At 60.9% G+C, this 18,795-nt stretch carries 22 protein-coding genes; 10 read left to right on the top strand and 12 right to left on the bottom strand.

The genetic code is table 11. The features are described from left to right. Positions 1-88: 88 nt before the first annotated feature. Positions 89-1,150 (bottom strand): NAD(P)H-dependent flavin oxidoreductase, encoded by a 1,062-nt coding sequence (locus ACE04F_RS12575; protein WP_486107089.1) that lies wholly within the window; start codon positions 1,148-1,150, stop codon positions 89-91. A 149-nt stretch (positions 1,151-1,299) separates the two neighbouring features. On the opposite strand from ACE04F_RS12575, the gene ACE04F_RS12570 reads away from it, so the two are divergent. After that, positions 1,300-1,788, top strand: a complete 489-nt coding sequence (locus ACE04F_RS12570; protein ID WP_486107087.1) for a GyrI-like domain-containing protein — start codon at positions 1,300-1,302, stop codon at positions 1,786-1,788. Here the strand turns inward: ACE04F_RS12570 and ada are convergent. The 5 genes from ada to ACE04F_RS12545 all read right to left on the bottom strand — a co-directional run bounded on the left by ada (position 1,752) and on the right by ACE04F_RS12545 (position 5,030). Next, positions 1,752-2,825 (bottom strand): bifunctional DNA-binding transcriptional regulator/O6-methylguanine-DNA methyltransferase Ada, encoded by a 1,074-nt coding sequence (gene ada, locus ACE04F_RS12565; protein ID WP_486107085.1) that lies wholly within the window; start codon positions 2,823-2,825, stop codon positions 1,752-1,754. The genes ACE04F_RS12570 and ada overlap by 37 nt on opposite strands. Before the next feature lie 87 nt (positions 2,826-2,912). Further along, a complete protein-coding gene (gene alkB / locus ACE04F_RS12560; RefSeq protein WP_486107102.1) occupies positions 2,913-3,590 on the bottom strand; it encodes a DNA oxidative demethylase AlkB in 678 nt (225 codons plus the stop codon). Further along, positions 3,580-4,290 carry a 2OG-Fe(II) oxygenase gene (locus ACE04F_RS12555; protein ID WP_486107083.1) on the bottom strand — a complete coding sequence of 237 codons (711 nt, stop codon included), beginning with the start codon at positions 4,288-4,290 and terminating at the stop codon, positions 3,580-3,582. Before ACE04F_RS12555 ends, alkB begins: the two co-directional genes overlap by 11 nt. Positions 4,291-4,526: 236 nt before the next feature. After that, on the bottom strand, positions 4,527-4,697 hold the full coding sequence (locus tag ACE04F_RS12550) for a hypothetical protein (RefSeq protein ID WP_305495364.1): 171 nt from the start codon (positions 4,695-4,697) through the stop codon (positions 4,527-4,529). A 30-nt stretch (positions 4,698-4,727) separates the two neighbouring features. Continuing rightward, the gene (locus ACE04F_RS12545) at positions 4,728-5,030 is read right to left on the bottom strand and encodes a DUF1883 domain-containing protein (protein WP_003182962.1); all 303 of its coding nucleotides are present in this window, start codon (positions 5,028-5,030) and stop codon (positions 4,728-4,730) included. Positions 5,031-5,233: 203 nt separating this feature from the next. On the opposite strand from ACE04F_RS12545, the gene ACE04F_RS12540 reads away from it, so the two are divergent. Both ACE04F_RS12540 and ACE04F_RS12535 read left to right on the top strand, forming a co-directional pair. Then, positions 5,234-5,584: a hypothetical protein gene (locus tag ACE04F_RS12540; protein WP_305495362.1), complete on the top strand. Its 351-nt coding sequence runs from the start codon at positions 5,234-5,236 to the stop codon at positions 5,582-5,584. Between the two features lie 110 nt (positions 5,585-5,694). Continuing rightward, positions 5,695-5,925, top strand: a complete 231-nt coding sequence (locus tag ACE04F_RS12535) for a hypothetical protein (protein ID WP_486107081.1) — start codon at positions 5,695-5,697, stop codon at positions 5,923-5,925. Between the two features lie 13 nt (positions 5,926-5,938). Here ACE04F_RS12535 and ACE04F_RS12530 read toward each other — a convergent pair whose 3' ends face one another. Together ACE04F_RS12530 and ACE04F_RS12525 are read right to left on the bottom strand one after the other, a co-directional pair. Continuing rightward, entirely contained in the window at positions 5,939-6,220 is a 282-nt protein-coding gene (locus tag ACE04F_RS12530) for a hypothetical protein (RefSeq protein WP_305495358.1), read from the bottom strand. A 105-nt stretch (positions 6,221-6,325) separates the two neighbouring features. Beyond that, a complete protein-coding gene (locus tag ACE04F_RS12525; RefSeq protein WP_486107079.1) occupies positions 6,326-6,541 on the bottom strand; it encodes a hypothetical protein in 216 nt (71 codons plus the stop codon). A 232-nt stretch (positions 6,542-6,773) separates the two neighbouring features. Here ACE04F_RS12525 and galU point away from each other — a divergent pair, with 232 nt between their 5' ends. From galU to ahpF, 4 genes are all read left to right on the top strand, one after another. Then, the gene (gene galU / locus ACE04F_RS12520) at positions 6,774-7,613 is read left to right on the top strand and encodes a UTP--glucose-1-phosphate uridylyltransferase GalU (RefSeq protein WP_039592970.1); all 840 of its coding nucleotides are present in this window, start codon (positions 6,774-6,776) and stop codon (positions 7,611-7,613) included. A gap of 259 nt (positions 7,614-7,872) precedes the next feature. Further along, positions 7,873-9,228: a glutathione-disulfide reductase gene (gene gorA / locus ACE04F_RS12515; RefSeq protein ID WP_486107077.1), complete on the top strand. Its 1,356-nt coding sequence runs from the start codon at positions 7,873-7,875 to the stop codon at positions 9,226-9,228. A 232-nt stretch (positions 9,229-9,460) separates the two neighbouring features. Continuing rightward, positions 9,461-10,024, top strand: a complete 564-nt coding sequence (gene ahpC, locus ACE04F_RS12510) for an alkyl hydroperoxide reductase subunit C (RefSeq protein WP_011061677.1) — start codon at positions 9,461-9,463, stop codon at positions 10,022-10,024. Between the two features lie 123 nt (positions 10,025-10,147). Next, a complete protein-coding gene (gene ahpF, locus ACE04F_RS12505) occupies positions 10,148-11,710 on the top strand; it encodes an alkyl hydroperoxide reductase subunit F (RefSeq protein ID WP_486107100.1) in 1,563 nt (520 codons plus the stop codon). Between the two features lie 190 nt (positions 11,711-11,900). On the opposite strand, the gene gloA is transcribed toward ahpF, so the two are convergent. Beyond that, complete coding sequence (gloA, locus tag ACE04F_RS12500) at positions 11,901-12,422, bottom strand: lactoylglutathione lyase (RefSeq protein WP_486107073.1); 522 nt, start codon at positions 12,420-12,422, stop codon at positions 11,901-11,903. Positions 12,423-12,615: 193 nt separating this feature from the next. Here gloA and ACE04F_RS12495 point away from each other — a divergent pair, with 193 nt between their 5' ends. Then, positions 12,616-13,152 (top strand): DUF4946 domain-containing protein, encoded by a 537-nt coding sequence (locus ACE04F_RS12495; RefSeq protein ID WP_486107098.1) that lies wholly within the window; start codon positions 12,616-12,618, stop codon positions 13,150-13,152. Positions 13,153-13,240: 88 nt separating this feature from the next. On the opposite strand, the gene ACE04F_RS12490 is transcribed toward ACE04F_RS12495, so the two are convergent. The 3 genes from ACE04F_RS12490 to ACE04F_RS12480 form a co-directional block, all read right to left on the bottom strand. Beyond that, positions 13,241-13,606, bottom strand: a complete 366-nt coding sequence (locus ACE04F_RS12490; protein WP_305501292.1) for a histone-like nucleoid-structuring protein, MvaT/MvaU family — start codon at positions 13,604-13,606, stop codon at positions 13,241-13,243. Positions 13,607-13,796: 190 nt separating this feature from the next. Then, the gene (locus tag ACE04F_RS12485) at positions 13,797-15,374 is read right to left on the bottom strand and encodes an EAL domain-containing protein (protein ID WP_486107071.1); all 1,578 of its coding nucleotides are present in this window, start codon (positions 15,372-15,374) and stop codon (positions 13,797-13,799) included. Between the two features lie 82 nt (positions 15,375-15,456). Beyond that, positions 15,457-16,320 (bottom strand): LysR family transcriptional regulator, encoded by an 864-nt coding sequence (locus ACE04F_RS12480; RefSeq protein ID WP_486107069.1) that lies wholly within the window; start codon positions 16,318-16,320, stop codon positions 15,457-15,459. Positions 16,321-16,416: 96 nt separating this feature from the next. On the opposite strand from ACE04F_RS12480, the gene ACE04F_RS12475 reads away from it, so the two are divergent. Then, complete coding sequence (locus tag ACE04F_RS12475) at positions 16,417-17,361, top strand: DMT family transporter (RefSeq protein ID WP_486107067.1); 945 nt, start codon at positions 16,417-16,419, stop codon at positions 17,359-17,361. Between the two features lie 251 nt (positions 17,362-17,612). After that, positions 17,613-18,689 (top strand): 4-hydroxyphenylpyruvate dioxygenase, encoded by a 1,077-nt coding sequence (gene hppD, locus ACE04F_RS12470; protein ID WP_486107065.1) that lies wholly within the window; start codon positions 17,613-17,615, stop codon positions 18,687-18,689. The last annotated feature ends 106 nt before the right edge of the window (positions 18,690-18,795 follow it).

The raw sequence follows: 18,795 nt of genomic DNA, 5'->3' as shown, positions 1-18,795 counted from the left end.
CACAGTAGGTTTGTGTTGGATGCGGAATCAGATCCGACACAAAACCCTGTGGGAGCGAGCCTGCTCGCGAAGGCGTCAGTCGACCAAATCAGCCCTTGAGCCGCGCCAGCGCCTCTTCGGCCAAGCGCCGGGTCAGTTCGCCGCTCGGCAGCTCGCGCCCCAGGGGGAACGCCTGGCCGGCCCAGAGGTTGGCGAAGTCCGCTTCGTCTTTCGCCCGCAGCGGCATCAAGGCGCCGCCGGCCAGGGGGAACGCTGGGGCCAGCGGGCTCATCGGGCCGACCTCGCGCATCACCCGGTTGACGATGCCCCGGGCCGGGCGGCCGGTGAACAGGTTGGTGACGGCGGTCTGGCTTTCCCTGGCCGTGCGTAGCGCCCGATGGTGGGATGGTGTGATCCTGGCTTCCGGCGTGAACAGATAAGCGCTGCCCAACTGCACCGCCGACGCGCCCAGGGCAAACGCCGCGACAATCCCGCGCGCGTCGCCGATCCCGCCGGTGGCGATCACCGGCACCTTCACCGCATCCACCACTTGCGGCAGCAGGGCGAACAGACCCACCTGGGTGTTGAGGTCCTCGCTCAGGAACATCCCGCGATGACCGCCGGCCTCATAGCCCATGGCGATGATCGCGTCGCAGCCGTGCTGTTCGAGCCAGATGGCTTCTTCAACGGTAGTGGCCGAGGAGAGGATTTTCGCGCCGGTGGCCTTGACCCGATCCAGCAAGGATTTTTCCGGCAGGCCGAAGTGGAAGCTGACCACCTTGGGCCGCAGTGCCTCCAGCACGCGACAGGCCGCATCATCGAACGGGGTGCGATTGGACACCGGCGTCGGCGCTTCGAAATCGGCGCCCAGTTCCTCGTAATAAGGCTTGAGCCGCTGTTTCCAGGCCTCGGCCCGTTGTGCATCGAACGCCGGTGGCCGGTGCGAGAAAAAATTCACGTTGAACGGTTTGTCGGTCTGTTCGGCGATGGTCGTCAGCGCCTGGCGCAGTTGCTCCACGTCGAGCATCGCGGCCGGCATCGAGCCCAGCCCGCCGGCATTGCAAGTGGCGACTACCATGGCCGGACCGGTTACGCCGGCCAGAGGCCCCTGGATGATGGGCAGCTCGATGCCGAGCAGGTCGAGAATGCGGGTGTCTGGCCACTGACTCATGTTCGGGTGTCTCCGACGGCAGAAGGAAAGCGTGTTTTTAGCAGGTGTCGCCCGGCCAGGGCCAGTCGAGTTTTTCAATCGATGCCCGGGTTTGATCCGGGCGACGGGATGGGTACCATGCGGGCTTCCCCCATCAAGGAGCTCGATCCATGGACGTGAAACTCAAGACCGTCGAACCCTTCACCGTCGCCGGTTTGCAGGTGCGCACCCGCAATGCCGACGAGCAGCAAGGCGACACGGCAAAGATCGGCCCGATGTGGCAGCAGTTCTTCACCGAAGGGCTGTTCGACAGCGTTCCGGCCCGACAGTCCGAGTCGTTCGTCTATGGGGTGTATTCCGCTTACGAGTCCGATGCCACCGGCTACTTCAATGTGACGGCCGGCGTGCAGGTCGATGCACCCAGCGCAGGTTACCCCGCCGTGGACGTCGAGGGCGGGGATTACCTGGTGTTTTCAGCCAAGGGGCCGATGCCCGATTGCGTGATCCAGGCCTGGGGCCTGATCTGGGCGTACTTCGCCGATAACCCGCAGACCGTGCGCCGGTTCACCACCGATTTCGAGGTCTATAACGCGCCTGACTCGGTGGCGATCTATATCGGCGTTCAGTCTGCCGACGAGCGTTCCAGCGCCAGCAACTGACGCTTGCGCTCGACGCCCCAGCGATAGCCCGACAGGTTACCGTCGCTGCGCACCACCCGGTGGCAAGGGATCGCCACCGCCAGGCTGTTGGCGCCGCAGGCCTGGGCCACGGCGCGGACGGCCTTGGGCAGGCCGATGCGCTGGGCGATCTCGGCGTAGCTGGCGGTGCTGCCCGGCGGAATCTCCCTCAGGGCTTGCCAGACCCGTTCCTGAAAGGCCGTGCCGCGTAGGTCCAGCGGCAAGTCGAGGCCCAGGGCCGGTGCTTCGATGAACCCCACCACCTGGGCAATCAACTGCTCGAATTCGCGGTCGGCGCCGATGAGGTTGGCGCGGCGGAATTTGTCCTGCAGGTCGCGTACCAGTGCGTCCGGATCATCCCCCAGCAGAATCGCGCACACGCCGCGGTCGCTTTGCGCCACCAGGATCGCCCCGAGCGAGCATTGGCCGACGGCGAAGCGAATGTCGGTGTTCTGCCCGGCGGCGCGGTAGTCGGCCGGTTTCATGCCAAGGACTTTGTCGGCGGCTTCATAGAAGCGGCTGTTGGAATTGAAACCAGCGTCATACAGCGCCTCGGTCACCGTCCCGGCTTCGGCCAGGCGTTCGCGCACTTTGCGCGAGCGGTGGGCAGCGGCGTAGCCCCTGGGCGTCAGGCCGGTGACAGACTTGAACACGCGATGGAAATGAAAAGGGCTCAAACCCGCACTCAGCGCCAGTTCGTTCAGGCCCGGCAGTTCCTCGGCGGCCTCGATCTGCCGGCAGGCGGCCGCGACCCGCGCCGCCTGTTGCGCGGCGATCTGGGTCTGGTCCCTGGCCACGCGTTTGCTGGGACGATAACCGGCCGCCTGGGCCTGTTCCGGCGTGTCGAAGAATTCGACGTTGCGCGGGTTGGGCAGGCGCGACAGGCTGCTGGGGTGGCAATAGATGCCGGTGGTTTTCACGCCATAGACAAATTGCCCGTCGGCACGCGGGTCCCGGGCAAGCACGGCGGCCCAGCGGGGATCCTGTTCAGAGGCGAGAGTGGTTGAAGTGCTGTTCATGGTCGTTATTCCATTGGCCCGTTTTGCCTACAGTAGCGAGCCATCCAGGTGGCGACACTCCGGGTCTTGCGGTTGAATTCTGCGCTGTTATCCGGCCATGCGGAACGTCAGGTTGATCCGCTGGGCACCCAGCGTCGGATGCTCTCCCGGCTTGAGCGGCAGCACGCCGTGGAAACGCAAGCGATCCACACCGCCCCAGACCACGACGTCGCCATGGAACAGCGCAATGCGCTGGCTTTTGTCGCTGCGCTCGAACCCGCCGAACTGGAACATCGCCGGCAGGCCCAGGGAGAGCGAGACAACGGGGGCCGTCAGGGAGCGTTCATTCTTGTCCTGGTGCAGCGACATTCGGGCACCGGGCACGTAGCGGTTGATCAGGCAGGCATCGGGCTCGAAGTGTTCGAACCCCGCCTGCCGGGCGGCATTACGGGCCAGCTCGCGAAACAGCTGCGGCATGTCGGGCCAGGGCTGGCCGGTCTGCGGGTCGTGGGCCGTGTAGCGATAGCCGCGGCGGTCGGTGGTCCAGCCGAGCGCGCCGCAACTGGTCAAGGCCACCGACATGGTAAAGCCACCGGGCGTGACCATCTGCCGGAATGGCGCCGCCTGCAGGACGCTTTCCAGCGCCGGCAGCACGCGGTCGAGCCAGGGCAGGGCAAACCCGCGTAATACGAAGGATTGCTGGCCGATCTGTTCGACCTCGCCGGGCGTGGTGGGCGATTGATCGGCGAACAGATCCAGGGTGATGGGCGTGTGGTCATTGCGCATCATGAAAAATGATCCCAAGTGTATGCCGGCGGCCGCTGTGCAAGCGGCTGACGCCATGGCGCAGGTTCACTCGATAATAACCGCGTATGCCTTTGACGGGGCGCTGGTGTACGGCGAACACCACGGCGTCGCCCTGTTTCAGATCGATGACCTGTGGTCGTGACTGCATGCGCGGGCGCTGTTCGGCGAGGACGAACTCGCCGCCGGTAAAGTCCTCGCCCGGTTCCGCCAGCAGGATCGCCACCTGCAACGGGAATACGTGCTCGCCGTACAGGTCTTGATGCAGGCAATTGTAGTCCTGCGGGCCATATTGCAGCAGCAGCGGCGTAGGGCGTTGTTGGCCTGCGGTGTGGCAGCGCCGGATGAAATCGGCGTGCTGCTCGGGATAGCGCACTGGCAGGCCCATGCAGTCGTTCCAGCGATTGGCCAGCGGCACCAGCCGGGCATACAGCGATTCACGTAACTGCTGGACGACCTTGGGCAGCGGATAGCCAAAGTACTGGTACTCGCCGCGTCCGAATCCATGACGGGCCATCACCACCCGGGAACGAAACAGCCCCGGGTCGCTGTACAAGCCTCGCAGCTCCAGGCACGGCGCTGCCGGCAGCAGGTTGCGAATGATCGCGCAGCCGTCCCGGTCGAGGCTTTGTTCAAGGGCGGGCCAGTCGAGGTCGGCGATGGGGCGGGGCAGAGAGGGCATGATCGCAATCCTTGGTGGGGGATTGCTCAGTCTGAACACTGTTGCGTCGCCTGCACCCCGTTTCTTGCGGTGTGATGAGCTTTCTGTGGCGAGGGAGCTTGCTCCCGCTGGGTGGCGCAGCCGCCCCAAACAGGCTGACGCATATTGTTCAGGTACACCGCGTCAGGCCGTTCTGCGACTGCTGCGCAGCCGAGCGGGAGCAAGCTCCCTCGCCACAACAGGCATCGTTCCGCCGTTCAGAGTGCCTTGCTGACCTTGAGGTCGCTGATCACATCGTCGCTCTCGCCATGCAGCTTCTTCAGCTCTGCCAGGGCTTCTTCCTCGGTGCCATTTTGCAACTGCGCGAACTCGAAGCGGCGTTCGCCGTTGAGCTTGTACTTGATCACGTATTTGGTCGTCTGGGCCACGGTTATTCCTGTCTTCGTCTGGGGCGCTGCTCAGCTCAGTTTCGAGCTGGAGCGCCGGATGATCTTGATCTTGTGGGTCAGGGTCGGCTTGCGGGTAACGCTGATGGCGCGACGGTTGACGGTATCGATGGTGATGTTCCAGAAGCCGGTGCTCGGTGCGGTGATCCTGGCCGGGAACGTGTCGAATGCGCCGCCATGGTAAGTGTGCCGGCCACCGTTCTTGAAGCTGCGGAAATTCGCGTCGTTCATCAAACGGATGTTGCACATTTGGGAGCATTCGATAACGACGATATCGTCCTCGTTGAGGTGCTCGCGCTGGTGGATAAATTTCAAGGGTGCCTCCAGAAGGGCATTTCTCGCCGGTCAAGACAGAAATTCAAGCAAATAATGGTGCGCAGTTTATCAGCACCGCGGGTTAATATCCGAGCCCTGTCCCAGGCTGGGCTCATTTATTACCGGCCATCAGGTAAAAAAGCGCAACGCAGGGGAGAAAAGCAGTGTTTATGCTGTCGGAGGGTCTTTATCGGAGGAATTGTATGAAGCGCAGCGTGTGGGTATTGGCCTTGGCCCTGGGTGGATGTGCGTCGGTATCGGACATCAACCAGACACCGCCCACCATGAGCGTCATCTCCGGAAAGAAGCCCCATGAATACGCCCGGTGTGTTGCCGACAAGCTGCTTGAAAGCCGTGGCCCGCTGCAAATGGAGCCGCATAAAAACGGCGTTCGGGTGATCGTTCCCGGCAAGCTGTCGGCGCTGCCGGCGGCGGTGTTCGACATCGACGAGCGCTCCAGCGGCAGCAGCATCAAGCTGCATGAAAGCATGTCCAACGTGCCCGTGCGCCCTGGAGACGTCCAGGACGCGGCCAACGCCTGCATTTCCGGTTGAGCATTGCCTCGGCTGACGGATCGCCAGGCATCGGTTAAACTGCCACCTTCGATACAAAAATGCCGCCACGGTTGCCGTTGGCGGCATTTGTCATTTATGGAGCCCGGTCAATGAAACGCGAACAGGTGCGCGAGCGCCATGCCGAAGGCCTGATCTATGCCACCCACGTGATCCAGAACCCTGGGACCCCGGGCGAGTGGATCGTGTTCTTCAAGAAAAGCGCCGGACGCAGTTTTTTCCTGGTGGACGACCAGGATGAAGTTGAGTCCTTCTCCCGGCTCGACGACCTGATCGAGACCTTGCGGGGCCTGGGGATCAAGTTCGCCGAGATTCACATCTAGTTTTTGCCCACTTTTATTTGCACACCACGACGACACTGCGGCTGCTGAAGTTGCCCACGTCGACCCCCAGAGTCTTTTCGCTTTCCTTGGCTTGTGGTGTGCCGTCGGTGCCGACGATGCGATAACCGGTGCCGGCGCAGGACGCATCGGCTTTTTCGTAGCAGGTCGCCCAGGAATTGGCTTCGCCCGAGCAGTCGATGGCCAGGCCTTGTTCACCGTTGGCCAGGTAGGTTTTTTCCGCCGAGGCACAGCCCGCCAGGGCCAGGACTGTAAACAGCGCCAGAAGTGTTTTCATGGGATCGTCATCGAGAGGGGGAGGAATGGCGCGAGATTATAGCGAATGGCCATTCCGGTACAGCTAAACCGCAGTTCCCATCAAGGCAATGATGGGATGGCCCGACTATTTCTTGCGACGAGTACTGCGTGCCGGAGCCTTTTCGCGCTCCCGGGGCGCCGGGGCAGAGCGTTCATCCTGGAATACCGCAGCGACTTCCACCGCCATGGCCTTGCTGGGCAAGGGGCCGGCGACCTGTTCTCCGTGGTAATTGGTAATCCACCACTGGCCGTCCTTGTCCTGGCTGACCGAGTAACCGTTTGCGTTTGGAGTTGCCGACATCTAATTGCCCCGTTGGCTTGATCAAGGCGGCCATGATACGTCAAAAGCTCGCAAACAGCGCCCATGGGCGTACAGTGGGACCGCTGGAACCATCGAAGCGAAAGGCGATTGAACTATCCGCCGGTTTATTTCTCTATGATGGCATCGGTTGGCCAGCGTGGGCATTGTAAGGTGCCTGCGGCCTGATTAGACTGCGCCGAAACTCGTACATACCGCCTTTTCAAGGACTTATATGATCAAGAAATGCTTGTTCCCAGCAGCCGGTTACGGTACTCGCTTCCTGCCAGCGACTAAAGCCATGCCCAAAGAAATGCTGCCGGTGGTGAACAAGCCACTGATCCAGTACGGTGTCGAAGAAGCCCTTGACGCAGGCCTGACGGAAATCTCCATCGTCACCGGCCGTGGCAAGCGCGCTCTGGAAGACCATTTCGACATCAGCTACGAGCTGGAAAACCAGATCAAGGGCACCGACAAGGAAAAATACCTGGTCGGCATCCGCAAGCTACTGGACGAGTGCTCGTTCTCCTATACCCGTCAGACCGAAATGAAAGGCCTTGGCCACGCGATCCTGACCGGTCGCCCGCTGATCGGTGATGAGCCGTTCGCCGTGGTGCTGGCGGACGACTTGTGCGTCAACCTCGAAGGCGACGGCGTACTGACCCAGATGGTCAAGCTGTACAAGCAGTTCCGCTGCTCCATCGTGGCGATCCAGGAAGTCGATCCGCAGGAAACCAACAAGTACGGTGTGATCGCCGGCGAGATGATCCGCGAAGACATCTACCGGGTTCACAGCATGGTCGAGAAGCCAAAGCCTGAAGACGCACCGTCGAACCTCGCGATCATCGGTCGCTACATCCTGACTCCGGACATCTTCGACCTGATCGAACAGACCGAGCCAGGCAAGGGCGGCGAAATCCAGATCACCGACGCCCTGATGAAACAAGCCCAGAACGGCTGCGTGATGGCCTACAAGTTCAAGGGCAAGCGTTTCGACTGCGGTGGCGCCGAAGGTTATATCGACGCGACCAACTTCTGCTTCGAGAACTTCTACAAGACCGGCAAGGCTTACTGATAGCCTGCACCGCGCCTTGAAAAAGCGCCCCGACTGGTTCGGGGCGTTTTTTTGCCTGCCGTTCCAGACGCTGAATCCCCGTTGAATTGCGACTGCTTCGCAGCCGAGCGGGAGCAAGCTCCCTCGCCACAAAGGCAACCTGCGAAATGCCGGTTGGCTTTTGCGCTTGCGCCCCCATAATCATTTCCATCGCCGCCCGATCGGGCTGCTCCATGCAGGAACAGCAGGTATGCTGACGGCCTGCCGAAGGAGATGAATGATGGCCTACGATTTTGACCTGTATGTGATTGGCGCCGGTTCCGGCGGTGTTCGGGCTGCACGGTTTGCCGCCGGTTTTGGAGCCAAGGTGGCCGTGGCGGAAAGCCGCTACCTGGGCGGCACCTGCGTGAATGTCGGCTGCGTGCCGAAAAAACTGCTGGTCTACGGCGCGCATTACGCCGAGGACTTCGAGCAAGCTTCGGCCTATGGCTGGACAGCGGGCGAGGCGAGTTTCGACTGGGCCACGCTGATCGCCAACAAGGATCGCGAGATCAATCGTCTCAACGGTATCTACCGCAACCTGCTGGTCAACAGCGGCGTCACGCTGCATGAAGGTCACGCGAAGATTACCGGCCCTCACGAAGTGGAAATCAACGGCCAGCGCCACACCGCACAACACATCATGATCGCCACGGGCGGCTGGCCGGTGATCCCGGACATTCCGGGGCGCGAGCACGCCATCAGTTCCAACGAGGCGTTTTTCCTCAAGTCGCTGCCCAAGCGCATGCTGGTGGTTGGTGGCGGCTATATCGCGGTGGAGTTCGCCGGGATTTTCCATGGCATGGGTGCGCAGACCTCCTTGCTGTATCGCGGCGACCTGTTCCTGCGCGGCTTCGACGGCGCGGTGCGCAAACACTTGGCCGAAGAGCTGCAACGCCGGGGCCTGGACCTGCAATTCAACGCGGACATCCAGCGCATCGACAAGGAAGTCGACGGCAGCCTGAAGGTGACGCTCAAGGACGGTCGCACGCTGGTCACCGATTGCGTGTTCTACGCCACTGGCCGCCGCCCGATGCTGGATAACCTCGGCCTGGAGAACACCGGCGTCACGCTGGACGACAAGGGTTTTGTGCAGGTCAACGAAAAGTATGAGACCGCTGAGCCGTCGATCCTGGCGATTGGCGACGTGATCGGTCGCGTGCAGTTGACCCCCGTCGCACTGGCCGAAGGCATGGCGGTCGCGCGGCGCCTGTTCAAGCCCGAGCAATACCGTCTGGTGGATTACCGGATGATTCCCACGGCCGTGTTCAGCCTGCCGAACATCGGCACCGTTGGCCTGACTGAAGAGCAGGCGCGGGAGGAGGGCCATGAGGTGCAGATTTTCGAAAGCCGTTTCCGGCCGATGAAGCTGACTCTCACCGAGTGCCAGGAGCGCACGCTGATGAAACTGGTGGTCGACGCCAGCACCGACAAGGTGCTGGGTTGCCACATGGTCGGGCCGGACGCCGGGGAAATTGTCCAGGGCCTGGCGATCGCCCTCAAGGCCGGGGCCACCAAGCGCGACTTCGACGAGACCATTGGCGTGCACCCAACCGCCGCCGAAGAATTCGTTACCATGCGCACGCCAACCGCCTGACTGGCGCCTTCGAAGCAAGGCTGTGATCCATCGGTCCAGCCTTGTGAACTGTTTGGCAACTGCCACGATCAACAAAGGGTCGCCTGTGGCAGCTCCACAGATTTCTTCTATCTATATAGATTCCTGATAGCCAAAACCAATCATTCGCATGAGCTTTGCCAATGAGCCAGCGGCGGCGTGAGTGGCTAAGATTCACTTCATCAACTTCTCAACCCCTGACGGAGAGTCAACGATGCCTATCATCAACAGCCAAGTTAAACCGTTCAAAGCGACCGCTTTCAAAAACGGCGCATTCGTCGAAGTCTCGGACGCCGACCTGAAAGGCAAGTGGTCTGTCGTGTTCTTCTACCCGGCTGACTTCACCTTCGTTTGCCCAACCGAACTGGAAGACCTGGCCGACAACTACGCCGAGTTCCAGAAGCTGGGCGTCGAGATCTACAGCGTGTCGACCGACACCCACTTTGCCCACGCTGCCTGGCACAACACCTCGCCAGCCATCGGCAAGATCCAGTACACCATGATCGGCGACCCGACCCTGGCCATCTCCCGCAACTTCGATGTGCTGATCGAAGAAGCCGGTCTGGCGGATCGCGGTACGTTCGTGATCAACCCGGAAGGCCAGATCAAGATCGTTGAAATCAACGACGGCGGTGTAGGCCGTGACGCTTCCGAGCTGCTGCGCAAGATCAAGGCTGCTCAGTACGTTGCTGCCCACCCAGGCGAAGTCTGCCCAGCCAAGTGGAAAGAAGGCGAGGCCACCCTGGCTCCGTCCCTGGACCTGGTCGGCAAGATCTAAACCAGTGCGTTATCCGAGGGCGATTCGCTCTTAGCCAAGTAAGCCGCTTCGCCCCAAAAAACGCCCGGGCGAGATTCGCTCGGGCGTTGTTTTTTCTGAAATTCAAACATGGAAATCGCCCGTATGTTGGACGCCAATCTTAAAGCTCAGTTGAAGTCATACCTGGAACGGGTCACCCAGCCGATCGAGATCGTTGCATCCCTCGACGACGGTGCGAAATCCCAGGAAATGCTTGCGTTACTCAAAGACGTTGCCAGTCTTTCCAACCAGATTACCTTGCTCGACAACGGTACCGATGCGCGTAAGCCATCGTTCTCGTTGAATCGCCCGGGAGCCGATATCAGCCTGCGCTTCGCCGGCATTCCCATGGGGCACGAATTCACTTCGCTGGTGCTGGCCCTGCTACAAGTCGGCGGCCACCCTTCGAAGGCCAGTGTCGAAGTGATCGAACAGATCCGCTCGCTCAAGGGCGAGTTCAACTTCGAGACGTATTTCTCGCTGTCATGCCAGAACTGCCCGGACGTGGTCCAGGCGTTGAACCTGATGGCGGTGCTGAACCCGAACATCCGTCACGTCGCCATCGACGGCGCGCTGTTCCAGGCCGAAGTCGACGAACGCCAGATCATGGCGGTGCCGAGCATCTACCTGAACGGCGTGAACTTCGGCCAGGGCCGCATGGGCCTGGAAGAAATCCTCGCCAAGATCGACACCAGCGGCATCGAGCGTCAGGCCGAGAAGATCAGCGCCAAGGATGCTTTTGATGTACTGGTGGTCGGCGGTGGCCCTGCCGGTGCTTCGGCAGCGATCTACGCGGCCCGTAAAGGCATCCGCACCGGCGTCGCGGCCGAGCGTTTCGGCGGCCAGGTGCTCGACACCATGGCGATCGAGAACTTCATCTCGGTCCAGGAAACCGAAGGCCCGAAACTGGCCGTCGCCCTGGAAGAGCACGTCAAGCAGTACGACGTCGACATCATGAACCTGCAACGTGCCGACGCTTTGGTCGCTGGCAAAGAGGGCGGGCTGCATGAGATCAAGTTCGCCAGCGGTGCGAGCCTCAAGGCCAGGACCGTGATCCTGGCGACCGGTGCCCGCTGGCGTGAAATGAACGTGCCGGGCGAGCAGCAATACCGCAACAAGGGCGTGGCGTACTGCCCGCATTGTGACGGTCCGCTGTTCAAAGGCAAGCGCGTAGCGGTGATCGGCGGCGGCAACTCCGGCGTCGAAGCGGCCATCGACCTCGCGGGTATCGTGGCTCATGTCACCTTGTTGGAGTTCGACGTGCAATTGCGTGCCGACGCGGTGTTGCAGCGCAAACTGCACAGCCTGCCAAACGTGACGGTGATCACCAACGCCCAGACCACCGAAGTGACCGGCGACGGCCAGAAGGTCAACGGTCTGCGCTACAAGGACCGTCCAAGCGGTGAAGTACGAGACGTGTCGCTGGAAGGCATCTTCGTGCAGATCGGTCTGTTGCCAAACACCGATTGGCTCAAGGGCACCGTCGAGCTGTCACCGCGTGGCGAGATCATCGTCGATGCTCGTGGCGAGACCTCGATCCCGGGTGTGTTCGCCGCCGGTGACGTGACCACGGTGCCGTACAAGCAGATCGTGATCGCCGTGGGCGAGGGGGCCAAGGCTTCGTTGAGCGCCTTCGATCACCTGATCCGTACGTCCGCACCGGCCTGACGCCAGCCGCTGGAAAAACAAAACCCCATGGGCCACGGCTCATGGGGTTTTTTTTGCAGTGCGCAAACCCTGTGGGAGCGACCCTGCTCGCGAAGCGGTGTGTCAGCTACGTCATTGTCAACTGATCCGCCGCCTTCACGAGCAGGCTCGCTCCCACAAGGGCTCCACCATAAGGGGAAGGCCGTGAGGTCTACAACGGCGCAGGCTGAATGATCTCGACCCAGTAGCCGTCCGGGTCCTTGATGAACGCCAGGCTCTTCATGCGGCCATCGCTCAGGCGTTTCTGGAAATCGCAGCCCAGCGCTTCGAAGCGCTCACAGGCGGCGACGACGTCCGGCACCGAGATGCAGATGTGGCCGAAACCGCGCGGGTCGCTGTTGCCGTTGTGGTAGGCAAACGCCGGATCGTTTTCGGTGCCATGGTTATGCGTCAGTTCGAGGATGCCGGGGATCGACTTCATCCACTCGGTACGCGCCGCGGCGTCTGCCGGGATCTGGCTCTTGTCCACCAGCGCAAGGAAGTAAAGGCTGAATTCGGCTTCGGGAAAGTCGCGTTTTTCCACCAGCGAAAAACCCAATACACGGGTGTAAAAGTCGAGGGACCTGGTGATGTCCTTGACCCGCAGCATGGTGTGGTTGAAGACGAATCCGGCCGTGGCGGCGTCGGGCTGGGCAGTAACGCCTGGGAAAGTGTCGAGTTCGTGCAGGCTCATGGGCCCTCCGGAAAATAAGTGGGGCAAACGGCGTCGCAACCGGGCTGCGACGGTTCCTGGGCTTGCTTCAGATGGCTTCCTTGCAGGTGCGTCCATGATACGCAAGGCGTGCGCCATCGCCAAACCGCGTGTGGCTATTGCCTGGTTCTGCGGCGGGCTTCAGACTTTACGATTGGTCCTTGAGTGCAACGCAATGATTCGATCCTGTCTCACGCTGTCCGTTCTTTTGTCATTCAGCATTGCGAGTAGCGTTGCCCTTGCGCTCGAACCGCAGGTTGCATGGCCATCGGGCTGGGTAGTCGAGTCGCTCCCCGCGCAGGCGTCCGCACCGGCGAGTGCGCAGTCGATCAGGCGTGAACGCGCGACCAAGAACGATTCCGCGGGTAATGCCGTGATGGTGATGGAACTGACAACCACGCCCGTCGAACCCGATCATCAGGTCAACTTGCAAGGTGTGTTGCTGGAGATGCGCAAATCCATTCAAAAGGATTTTTTCCAGGGCGGTTATCAAAGCGTCTGCAATAAGATTCATTCTTCCATGTTGGGCGGGACTGCAGCGCTGGAAACCACTTGCACGATCACGCAGAACGGCAGGCACGTGTTGTCTCAAACACTTGTTGCTGCGCTAAAAGAGGGCAGGGCGTATGTGCTGTCCTACGCCGGCCAGGCCCAGGTATTTGTTGAAAGCCAGGAGGAAGTTCAGTCTGTAAGAAATAGCCTGAAACTCTAACGCTTCTAATACTCAAGGCTTGCTACCGAAGTTGTCCGGCACAAAAAGCCCTGAACCCGTCAGGGCTTCTCAATAAAATTGCCGATGGTCAACCGCGCAACCAGGAATCAACGGTTTGAGCCCCGTATTGTTCCTTCCATGCCTTCAGTCCGCGGTGGTTGCCGCCCTTGGTTTCGATCAGTTCGCCGGTGTGCGGGTTCTGGTACACCTTGACCACGCGGGCACGGCGGGTCTTGGTTGGCTTGACCGCCTGCGGGCCGGCCTTGGATTGCTTCGGATCAAGAATGGCGACGATGTCGCGCAGGCTCTTGCCGTAGGTTTTCATCAGCCCCAGGAGCTTTTCTTCAAATTCGATCTCTTTTTTCAGCCCGGCGTCATTCTTCAGAGATTCCAGCTGTTTGAGCTGCTCCTGAAGGGCCCTTTCGGCTGCACGGAATTCAGCGAGTCTGGACAATATCGTTACTCCAATCAAAATGTCTGGCTGATACAAACCGCCAACAAAGCATTAAACCAAGCGCTTTGTAGCGACTCGATGATAATGACTTCCTGCTCTCTGGCACAGGCAAAAAAATTGTAGTAGTTAATTCAGAAAGTGTAAATCGTAACTTTTTCGTTATGTAACAGGAACAATTGTTCCTGCCCGTCTAACGTGTATCGGTCAATCGAACGGTGTCGTGGACGGGGGGTTTAGCGGCGGTCAGCGCAGCCGTGAAATCTTCGCCGCTAATAGGCCGGCCAAACAGATAACCTTGTAGAAAGTTGACCTTGTGAGCCGTCAGGTAATCGCTTTGCTCAACGGTTTCGACGCCCTCTGCGACGATTTCCAACTGCAGTTTCCCCGACAGCTCGATGATGCTGTCCAGGATATGGCGTGACAACGCATCGGCGCCGATCATCGCGACAAAGCTTTGATCGATTTTCAGAAAGTCGACGTTGAACTGCTGCAAGTAGCCCAGGCTGGAATGGCCGGTGCCAAAATCGTCAATGGCGATCTTGACGCCCAGTTCGTGCAGCAGCTCGAACAATTGGTGGGTCACCGGGCTCGGTTCGATCAGCTCGCGCTCGGTCAGCTCCAGCACCAGCGTGATGACGCCCGGTGGGAACGCGGCCAGGAACTCGCGGCAATCCTCCAGCAGCGCCAGGTCCTTGCAGTGGCGGGCGGTGATATTGATACCGACATGAAACGGCGTCTCCAGCAAGGGCACGAGCGGCACCAGCAATTGCCTGGTCTGCTGCATCAGTGCCTGGGTCATCGGCACGATCAGCCCGCTGTGTTCGGCGAGCGGGATAAACAGGTCCGGACGCACCAGGCCTTCGTTGGGGTGGATCCAGCGCATCAGCACTTCAACCCCGGCCCGACGCTTGTCGTCGCCGCGCACCACCGGTTGCAGATAGGGCACAAACTCCCCGGCTTCGAGGGCGCGTAGCAGTTCATGGCTGGGAGAGGAGGTGTGCTTCTGGGTCCAATGCGCGAGCAGCGCCGCGATGGCGCCGAAGACAACCAGCAGGCTGAACAGCGGCGGATATTCCCGGGCCATGTAGCGCCAGGTTTCCCCTTCATCGAAGCCGGCTTCGACGCTGAAGGCGTAGCGTGACGAGGCCAGCTCGTTGCGAGCTACCGGCTGGGCCGGCGGCGGGGTTTGCCGGACCTTGCCATCCGCTGCCAGCCAACTCGGCCCGACTTGCAGCAGCAAACGCGTCTCGCCGCCAATCAGGCGCAGGACATTGGCCAGGTGGTAACCGTCGAGTGTCGCCAGTGCCCCTTGCCGGCCCTCGTTGAGCCGGTAGATCAGCAATGCCGTGTCGGGCGTGACGGGGTTGCCGTCCATCAGCCACAGAGTGCCCTGGTGGTAATTGTGCGGGTTGACCGGCTCCTCGAATTCGCCGAACAGCGAGCTGCAGTACAGCGTGTCGTCCCATATCAGGTTGGTCGAACGGACGAAGGGCCGGCGGGTCACCTGGTCACGCAGGGCCAGTTTTACCGCTTCGCAAGGTTGCCCGGCCAGGGGCAGCAGTGCGCGCGCCGCCAGCGCCGTATTGTCGAGCATCAGCTCGACTTGCCGGACCAGCTCTCCCGCCGTCTGCCGAGCCTGCTGTTGCAGTGTGCGTTCGGCCTGGATATAAAGAATGGCCACCCCCGAGAGCACCGGCAGCACCCCGCAGAACAGGGTGACCAGGTTGCGACGGGACCGCTTGCGTAACGGTGTGGCGGACAATGGCATCGGTACGACCTTATTGGGCCTGGGCGGGAAACTGCGTCGATGATAGACGGCCAGGCAGCTGCGCGCTCGTCGGCCTCCAGGCTTACGGCTGCCGGGCTGCGTCGATGAACGCCAGGGTCGCGGGCGAGGCCTGGCGGCTGTCCAGCACCGCGAGGCCGATCTGGCGTGGAACGCGCGGCGACAAGGGGCGTACGACAAACCCGGGATTTTCCATGGCCGGCAGCGAACCCTCGGAAACCACGGTCAGGGCTTCACCCCGGCTGACCACATCCAACGTACTGAGCAGTTGCGAACAGCGATAGCGGATATTCGGCGTGAGCCGGGCGGCGCTGAACAGCCGCCGGACCACTTCCGAGGAACCGGCCTCGGTGAGTATGAAGGGGTCGTTGCACAGCGCCTTGAGCTCCACGCAGGCGCGCTCGGCGAGGGGATGATAGGTGGGCAGCAGGGCGACCATCTGGTCCTCCATCAAGGCGAACGTATCGAAGCGCTCCTCGGGCAGGACCACGAAACCGACGTCGATCCGTCGTTCATCCAGCCATTGCAGCACTTGCCGGTCCGGCCCTTCATCGATGTGCACTTCGATCCCCGGATGCAGGGTGCGGTAGCGCTGCAGGATGGCGGGCAGCAGTTTCATCGACGACGTCGGCCCGAACGAGCCGATGCGCAGGGTCCCACGGCGCATGCCGCGGGCATCCGCGGCCTCTTGTTGCAGGGTGTTGGCCAAGCCGAGCATGGCCCGGGCACGCAGCAATAATTGCTGGCCGATGTCGCTGAGCTCGACGAGGGATTGATGACGCCTGAACAGTTCGACGCCCAACTCCTGCTCCAGGGATTTTATCGCGTGGGAAACCGCTGACTGGCCGATGCCCAGGCGTGTCGCGGCCGCGGTGAAACCTTGCAGTTCGGCGACCAGCGAAAAGATCTCGAGTTGGGTGAGGGTCATGAGTAAAGGCTCATTTTACGATGATGTTCCATGAGCAGGACAATACGCTATCCCAGCGACACACGGGACATTGATCAATCGCCTATATGGTGGCCCATGAAAGCCCTGGAACAAACTGCCTCGACACCCTCGGACCTGCCGGTCTACCTCAAGCTTGCGATGGTCACGATGATCTGGGGCGGCACCTTTGTTGCCGGCAGGATCCTTGCCGATGCCTTGACGCCGATGTTCGCCGCCAGCTTGCGTTTTCTCCTGGCAAGCATCGCGCTGTTGCTGTTTCTCGGCGTCGCCGGTATCCCCCTGGCCAGGCCCGGCTTGAAACAGGGCCTGCAGCTGGCCGCGCTGGGGTTCTTCGGGATTTTTCTCTACAACCTGTGTTTTTTCCATGGCTTGCAATACATCAACGCATCGCGCGCCTCGTTGATCGTCGCGTTGAATCCGGCGGTGATCGGGTTGGCCTCCTGGTGCTTGTTCAAGGAACGGTTGGGCCGCTTTAAAGTCGCCGGTATCGGGCTGTGCATCGGCGGGGCGGGGTTGGTCATCATCAGTCGTGAACCGTCCTTGTTGCAGGCGACGGAACACGCTTGGCGCGGGGATCTGCTGATCTTCGGCTGTGTGCTGGGGTGGGGCATCTATTCGCTGTTCTCCAAAGGCCTGAATGAAAGCCTGGGTCCTTTGCAGACCGTGACCTGGTCGATCCTGCTGGGCACGCTGATGTTGTGGCTGGCGTGCGCAGCCGGCGGTGAGATCCGCTTCGAGGCATTGCCCGGGCTGGACATCAGGCAATGGTTGAGCCTGCTGTACCTCGGCGTGCTGGGTTCGGCCCTGGCCTATATCGCCTGGTATCAAGGCATCCGCCGGATCGGTGCGACGCGTTCCGGCGTCTTTATTGCGCTCAACCCGCTGACGGCAGTATTGCTGGGCGCGATGCTGCTCGACGAACGGCTCACTTTGTTGATGTGCGTAGGCGGCGGGTTAATCCTGGCGGGGATCTTCCTGTGCAACAAACCGCTTGCACGCTCGGCGAAAAAGACGATTTGATACCTGAGGCGGACAAACCGGGTTACGCTGTGTAGAATCGGGTTACGCATACAAGAATAACGTCTTCTGGCAGCAGAAGCCTCGCCCGCAATAGCCTTGGGTCGACAATGAAGATACTTGGGTTTCAACTGATCTATGGCGACTTCCTCGCCCGCAGTGTCCGCGGCATTTCCTGCGCGCCGCCCCGCGTCCTCAGCATCACTGGCAACTAACGTTTTTTTGTTAATTGATAAGTTTGATGAGGCGCCGACATGGCAGATCTATACGAAAACCCGATGGGCCTGATGGGCTTCGAATTCATTGAGTTCGCATCCCCGACCCCGAATACCCTGGAGCCGATCTTCGAGATCATGGGCTTCACCAAGGTGGCCACCCACCGTTCCAAGGACGTGCACCTGTACCGCCAGGGCGCGATCAACCTGATCCTCAACAACGAACCGCACAGCGTGGCGTCCTACTTCGCGGCCGAGCACGGCCCGTCGGTGTGCGGCATGGCCTTCCGTGTCAAGGATTCGCAAAAAGCCTACAAGCGGGCCCTGGAACTCGGTGCCCAGCCGATCCACATCGAAACCGGCCCGATGGAGCTGAACCTCCCGGCGATCAAAGGCATTGGCGGCGCGCCGCTGTACCTGATCGACCGTTTTGGCGAAGGCAGCTCGATCTACGACATCGACTTCGTCTTCCTCGAGGGTGTCGATCGCAATCCGCTGGGCGCCGGCCTGAAGATCATCGACCACCTGACCCACAACGTTTATCGCGGGCGCATGGCCTACTGGGCCAACTTCTACGAGAAGCTGTTCAATTTCCGCGAGATTCGTTACTTCGATATCAAGGGCGAATACACCGGCCTGACTTCCAAGGCCATGACGGCCCCGGACGGCATGATCCGCATCCCGCTGAACGAAGAGTCGTCCAAGGGCGCCGGTCAGATCGAAGAGTTCCTGATGCAGTTCAACGGCGAAGGTATCCAGCACGTGGCCTTCCTGACCGACGACTTGATCAAGACCTGGGATGCGCTCAAGAAGATCGGCATGCGCTTCATGACCGCGCCGCCGGACACCTACTATGAAATGCTCGAAGGCCGCCTGCCGAACCATGGCGAACCGGTGACGGAGCTGCAATCGCGGGGCATCCTGCTGGACGGTGCTGCGGACCAGGGCGACAAGCGTCTGTTGCTGCAGATATTCTCGGAAACCCTGATGGGGCCGGTGTTCTTCGAATTCATCCAGCGCAAGGGCGACGATGGCTTCGGCGAGGGCAACTTCAAGGCACTGTTCGAATCGATCGAGCGTGACCAGGTGCGGCGTGGGGTACTCACTACCGAGTAAACCGAACAGTTAGAAAAGCCCGCCCGGCAGTGATGTCGGGCGGGCTTTTTGTTGTCGATGCAAGACCCCTGTGGGAGCGAGCCTGCTCGCGAAAGCGCTGTGTCAG

Source organism: Pseudomonas sp. AGC41 (genome assembly GCF_057334555.1).
The sequence above is the reverse complement of the archived record's forward strand: the minus strand, read 5'-3'. Positions and strand labels throughout refer to the sequence as shown.

What these genes read in the sequence shown, in the direction of transcription:
- ACE04F_RS12480 (WP_486107069.1), bottom strand. Translation starts at nt 16,320, where the DNA reads ATGACCCTCACCCAACTCGAGATCTTTTCGCTGGTCGCCGAACTGCAA.
- gloA (WP_486107073.1), bottom strand. Translation starts at nt 12,422, where the DNA reads ATGAGCCTGCACGAACTCGACACTTTCCCAGGCGTTACTGCCCAGCCC.
- ahpF (WP_486107100.1), top strand. Translation starts at nt 10,148, where the DNA reads ATGTTGGACGCCAATCTTAAAGCTCAGTTGAAGTCATACCTGGAACGG.
- gorA (WP_486107077.1), top strand. Translation starts at nt 7,873, where the DNA reads ATGGCCTACGATTTTGACCTGTATGTGATTGGCGCCGGTTCCGGCGGT.
- ACE04F_RS12485 (WP_486107071.1), bottom strand. Translation starts at nt 15,374, where the DNA reads ATGCCATTGTCCGCCACACCGTTACGCAAGCGGTCCCGTCGCAACCTG.
- ada (WP_486107085.1), bottom strand. Translation starts at nt 2,825, where the DNA reads ATGAACAGCACTTCAACCACTCTCGCCTCTGAACAGGATCCCCGCTGG.
- ahpC (WP_011061677.1), top strand. Translation starts at nt 9,461, where the DNA reads ATGCCTATCATCAACAGCCAAGTTAAACCGTTCAAAGCGACCGCTTTC.
- ACE04F_RS12495 (WP_486107098.1), top strand. Translation starts at nt 12,616, where the DNA reads ATGATTCGATCCTGTCTCACGCTGTCCGTTCTTTTGTCATTCAGCATT.
- ACE04F_RS12475 (WP_486107067.1), top strand. Translation starts at nt 16,417, where the DNA reads ATGAAAGCCCTGGAACAAACTGCCTCGACACCCTCGGACCTGCCGGTC.
- ACE04F_RS12570 (WP_486107087.1), top strand. Translation starts at nt 1,300, where the DNA reads ATGGACGTGAAACTCAAGACCGTCGAACCCTTCACCGTCGCCGGTTTG.
- ACE04F_RS12540 (WP_305495362.1), top strand. Translation starts at nt 5,234, where the DNA reads ATGAAGCGCAGCGTGTGGGTATTGGCCTTGGCCCTGGGTGGATGTGCG.
- ACE04F_RS12535 (WP_486107081.1), top strand. Translation starts at nt 5,695, where the DNA reads ATGAAACGCGAACAGGTGCGCGAGCGCCATGCCGAAGGCCTGATCTAT.
- alkB (WP_486107102.1), bottom strand. Translation starts at nt 3,590, where the DNA reads ATGCGCAATGACCACACGCCCATCACCCTGGATCTGTTCGCCGATCAA.
- galU (WP_039592970.1), top strand. Translation starts at nt 6,774, where the DNA reads ATGATCAAGAAATGCTTGTTCCCAGCAGCCGGTTACGGTACTCGCTTC.
- ACE04F_RS12555 (WP_486107083.1), bottom strand. Translation starts at nt 4,290, where the DNA reads ATGCCCTCTCTGCCCCGCCCCATCGCCGACCTCGACTGGCCCGCCCTT.
- ACE04F_RS12525 (WP_486107079.1), bottom strand. Translation starts at nt 6,541, where the DNA reads ATGTCGGCAACTCCAAACGCAAACGGTTACTCGGTCAGCCAGGACAAG.
- hppD (WP_486107065.1), top strand. Translation starts at nt 17,613, where the DNA reads ATGGCAGATCTATACGAAAACCCGATGGGCCTGATGGGCTTCGAATTC.
- ACE04F_RS12530 (WP_305495358.1), bottom strand. Translation starts at nt 6,220, where the DNA reads ATGAAAACACTTCTGGCGCTGTTTACAGTCCTGGCCCTGGCGGGCTGT.
- ACE04F_RS12575 (WP_486107089.1), bottom strand. Translation starts at nt 1,150, where the DNA reads ATGAGTCAGTGGCCAGACACCCGCATTCTCGACCTGCTCGGCATCGAG.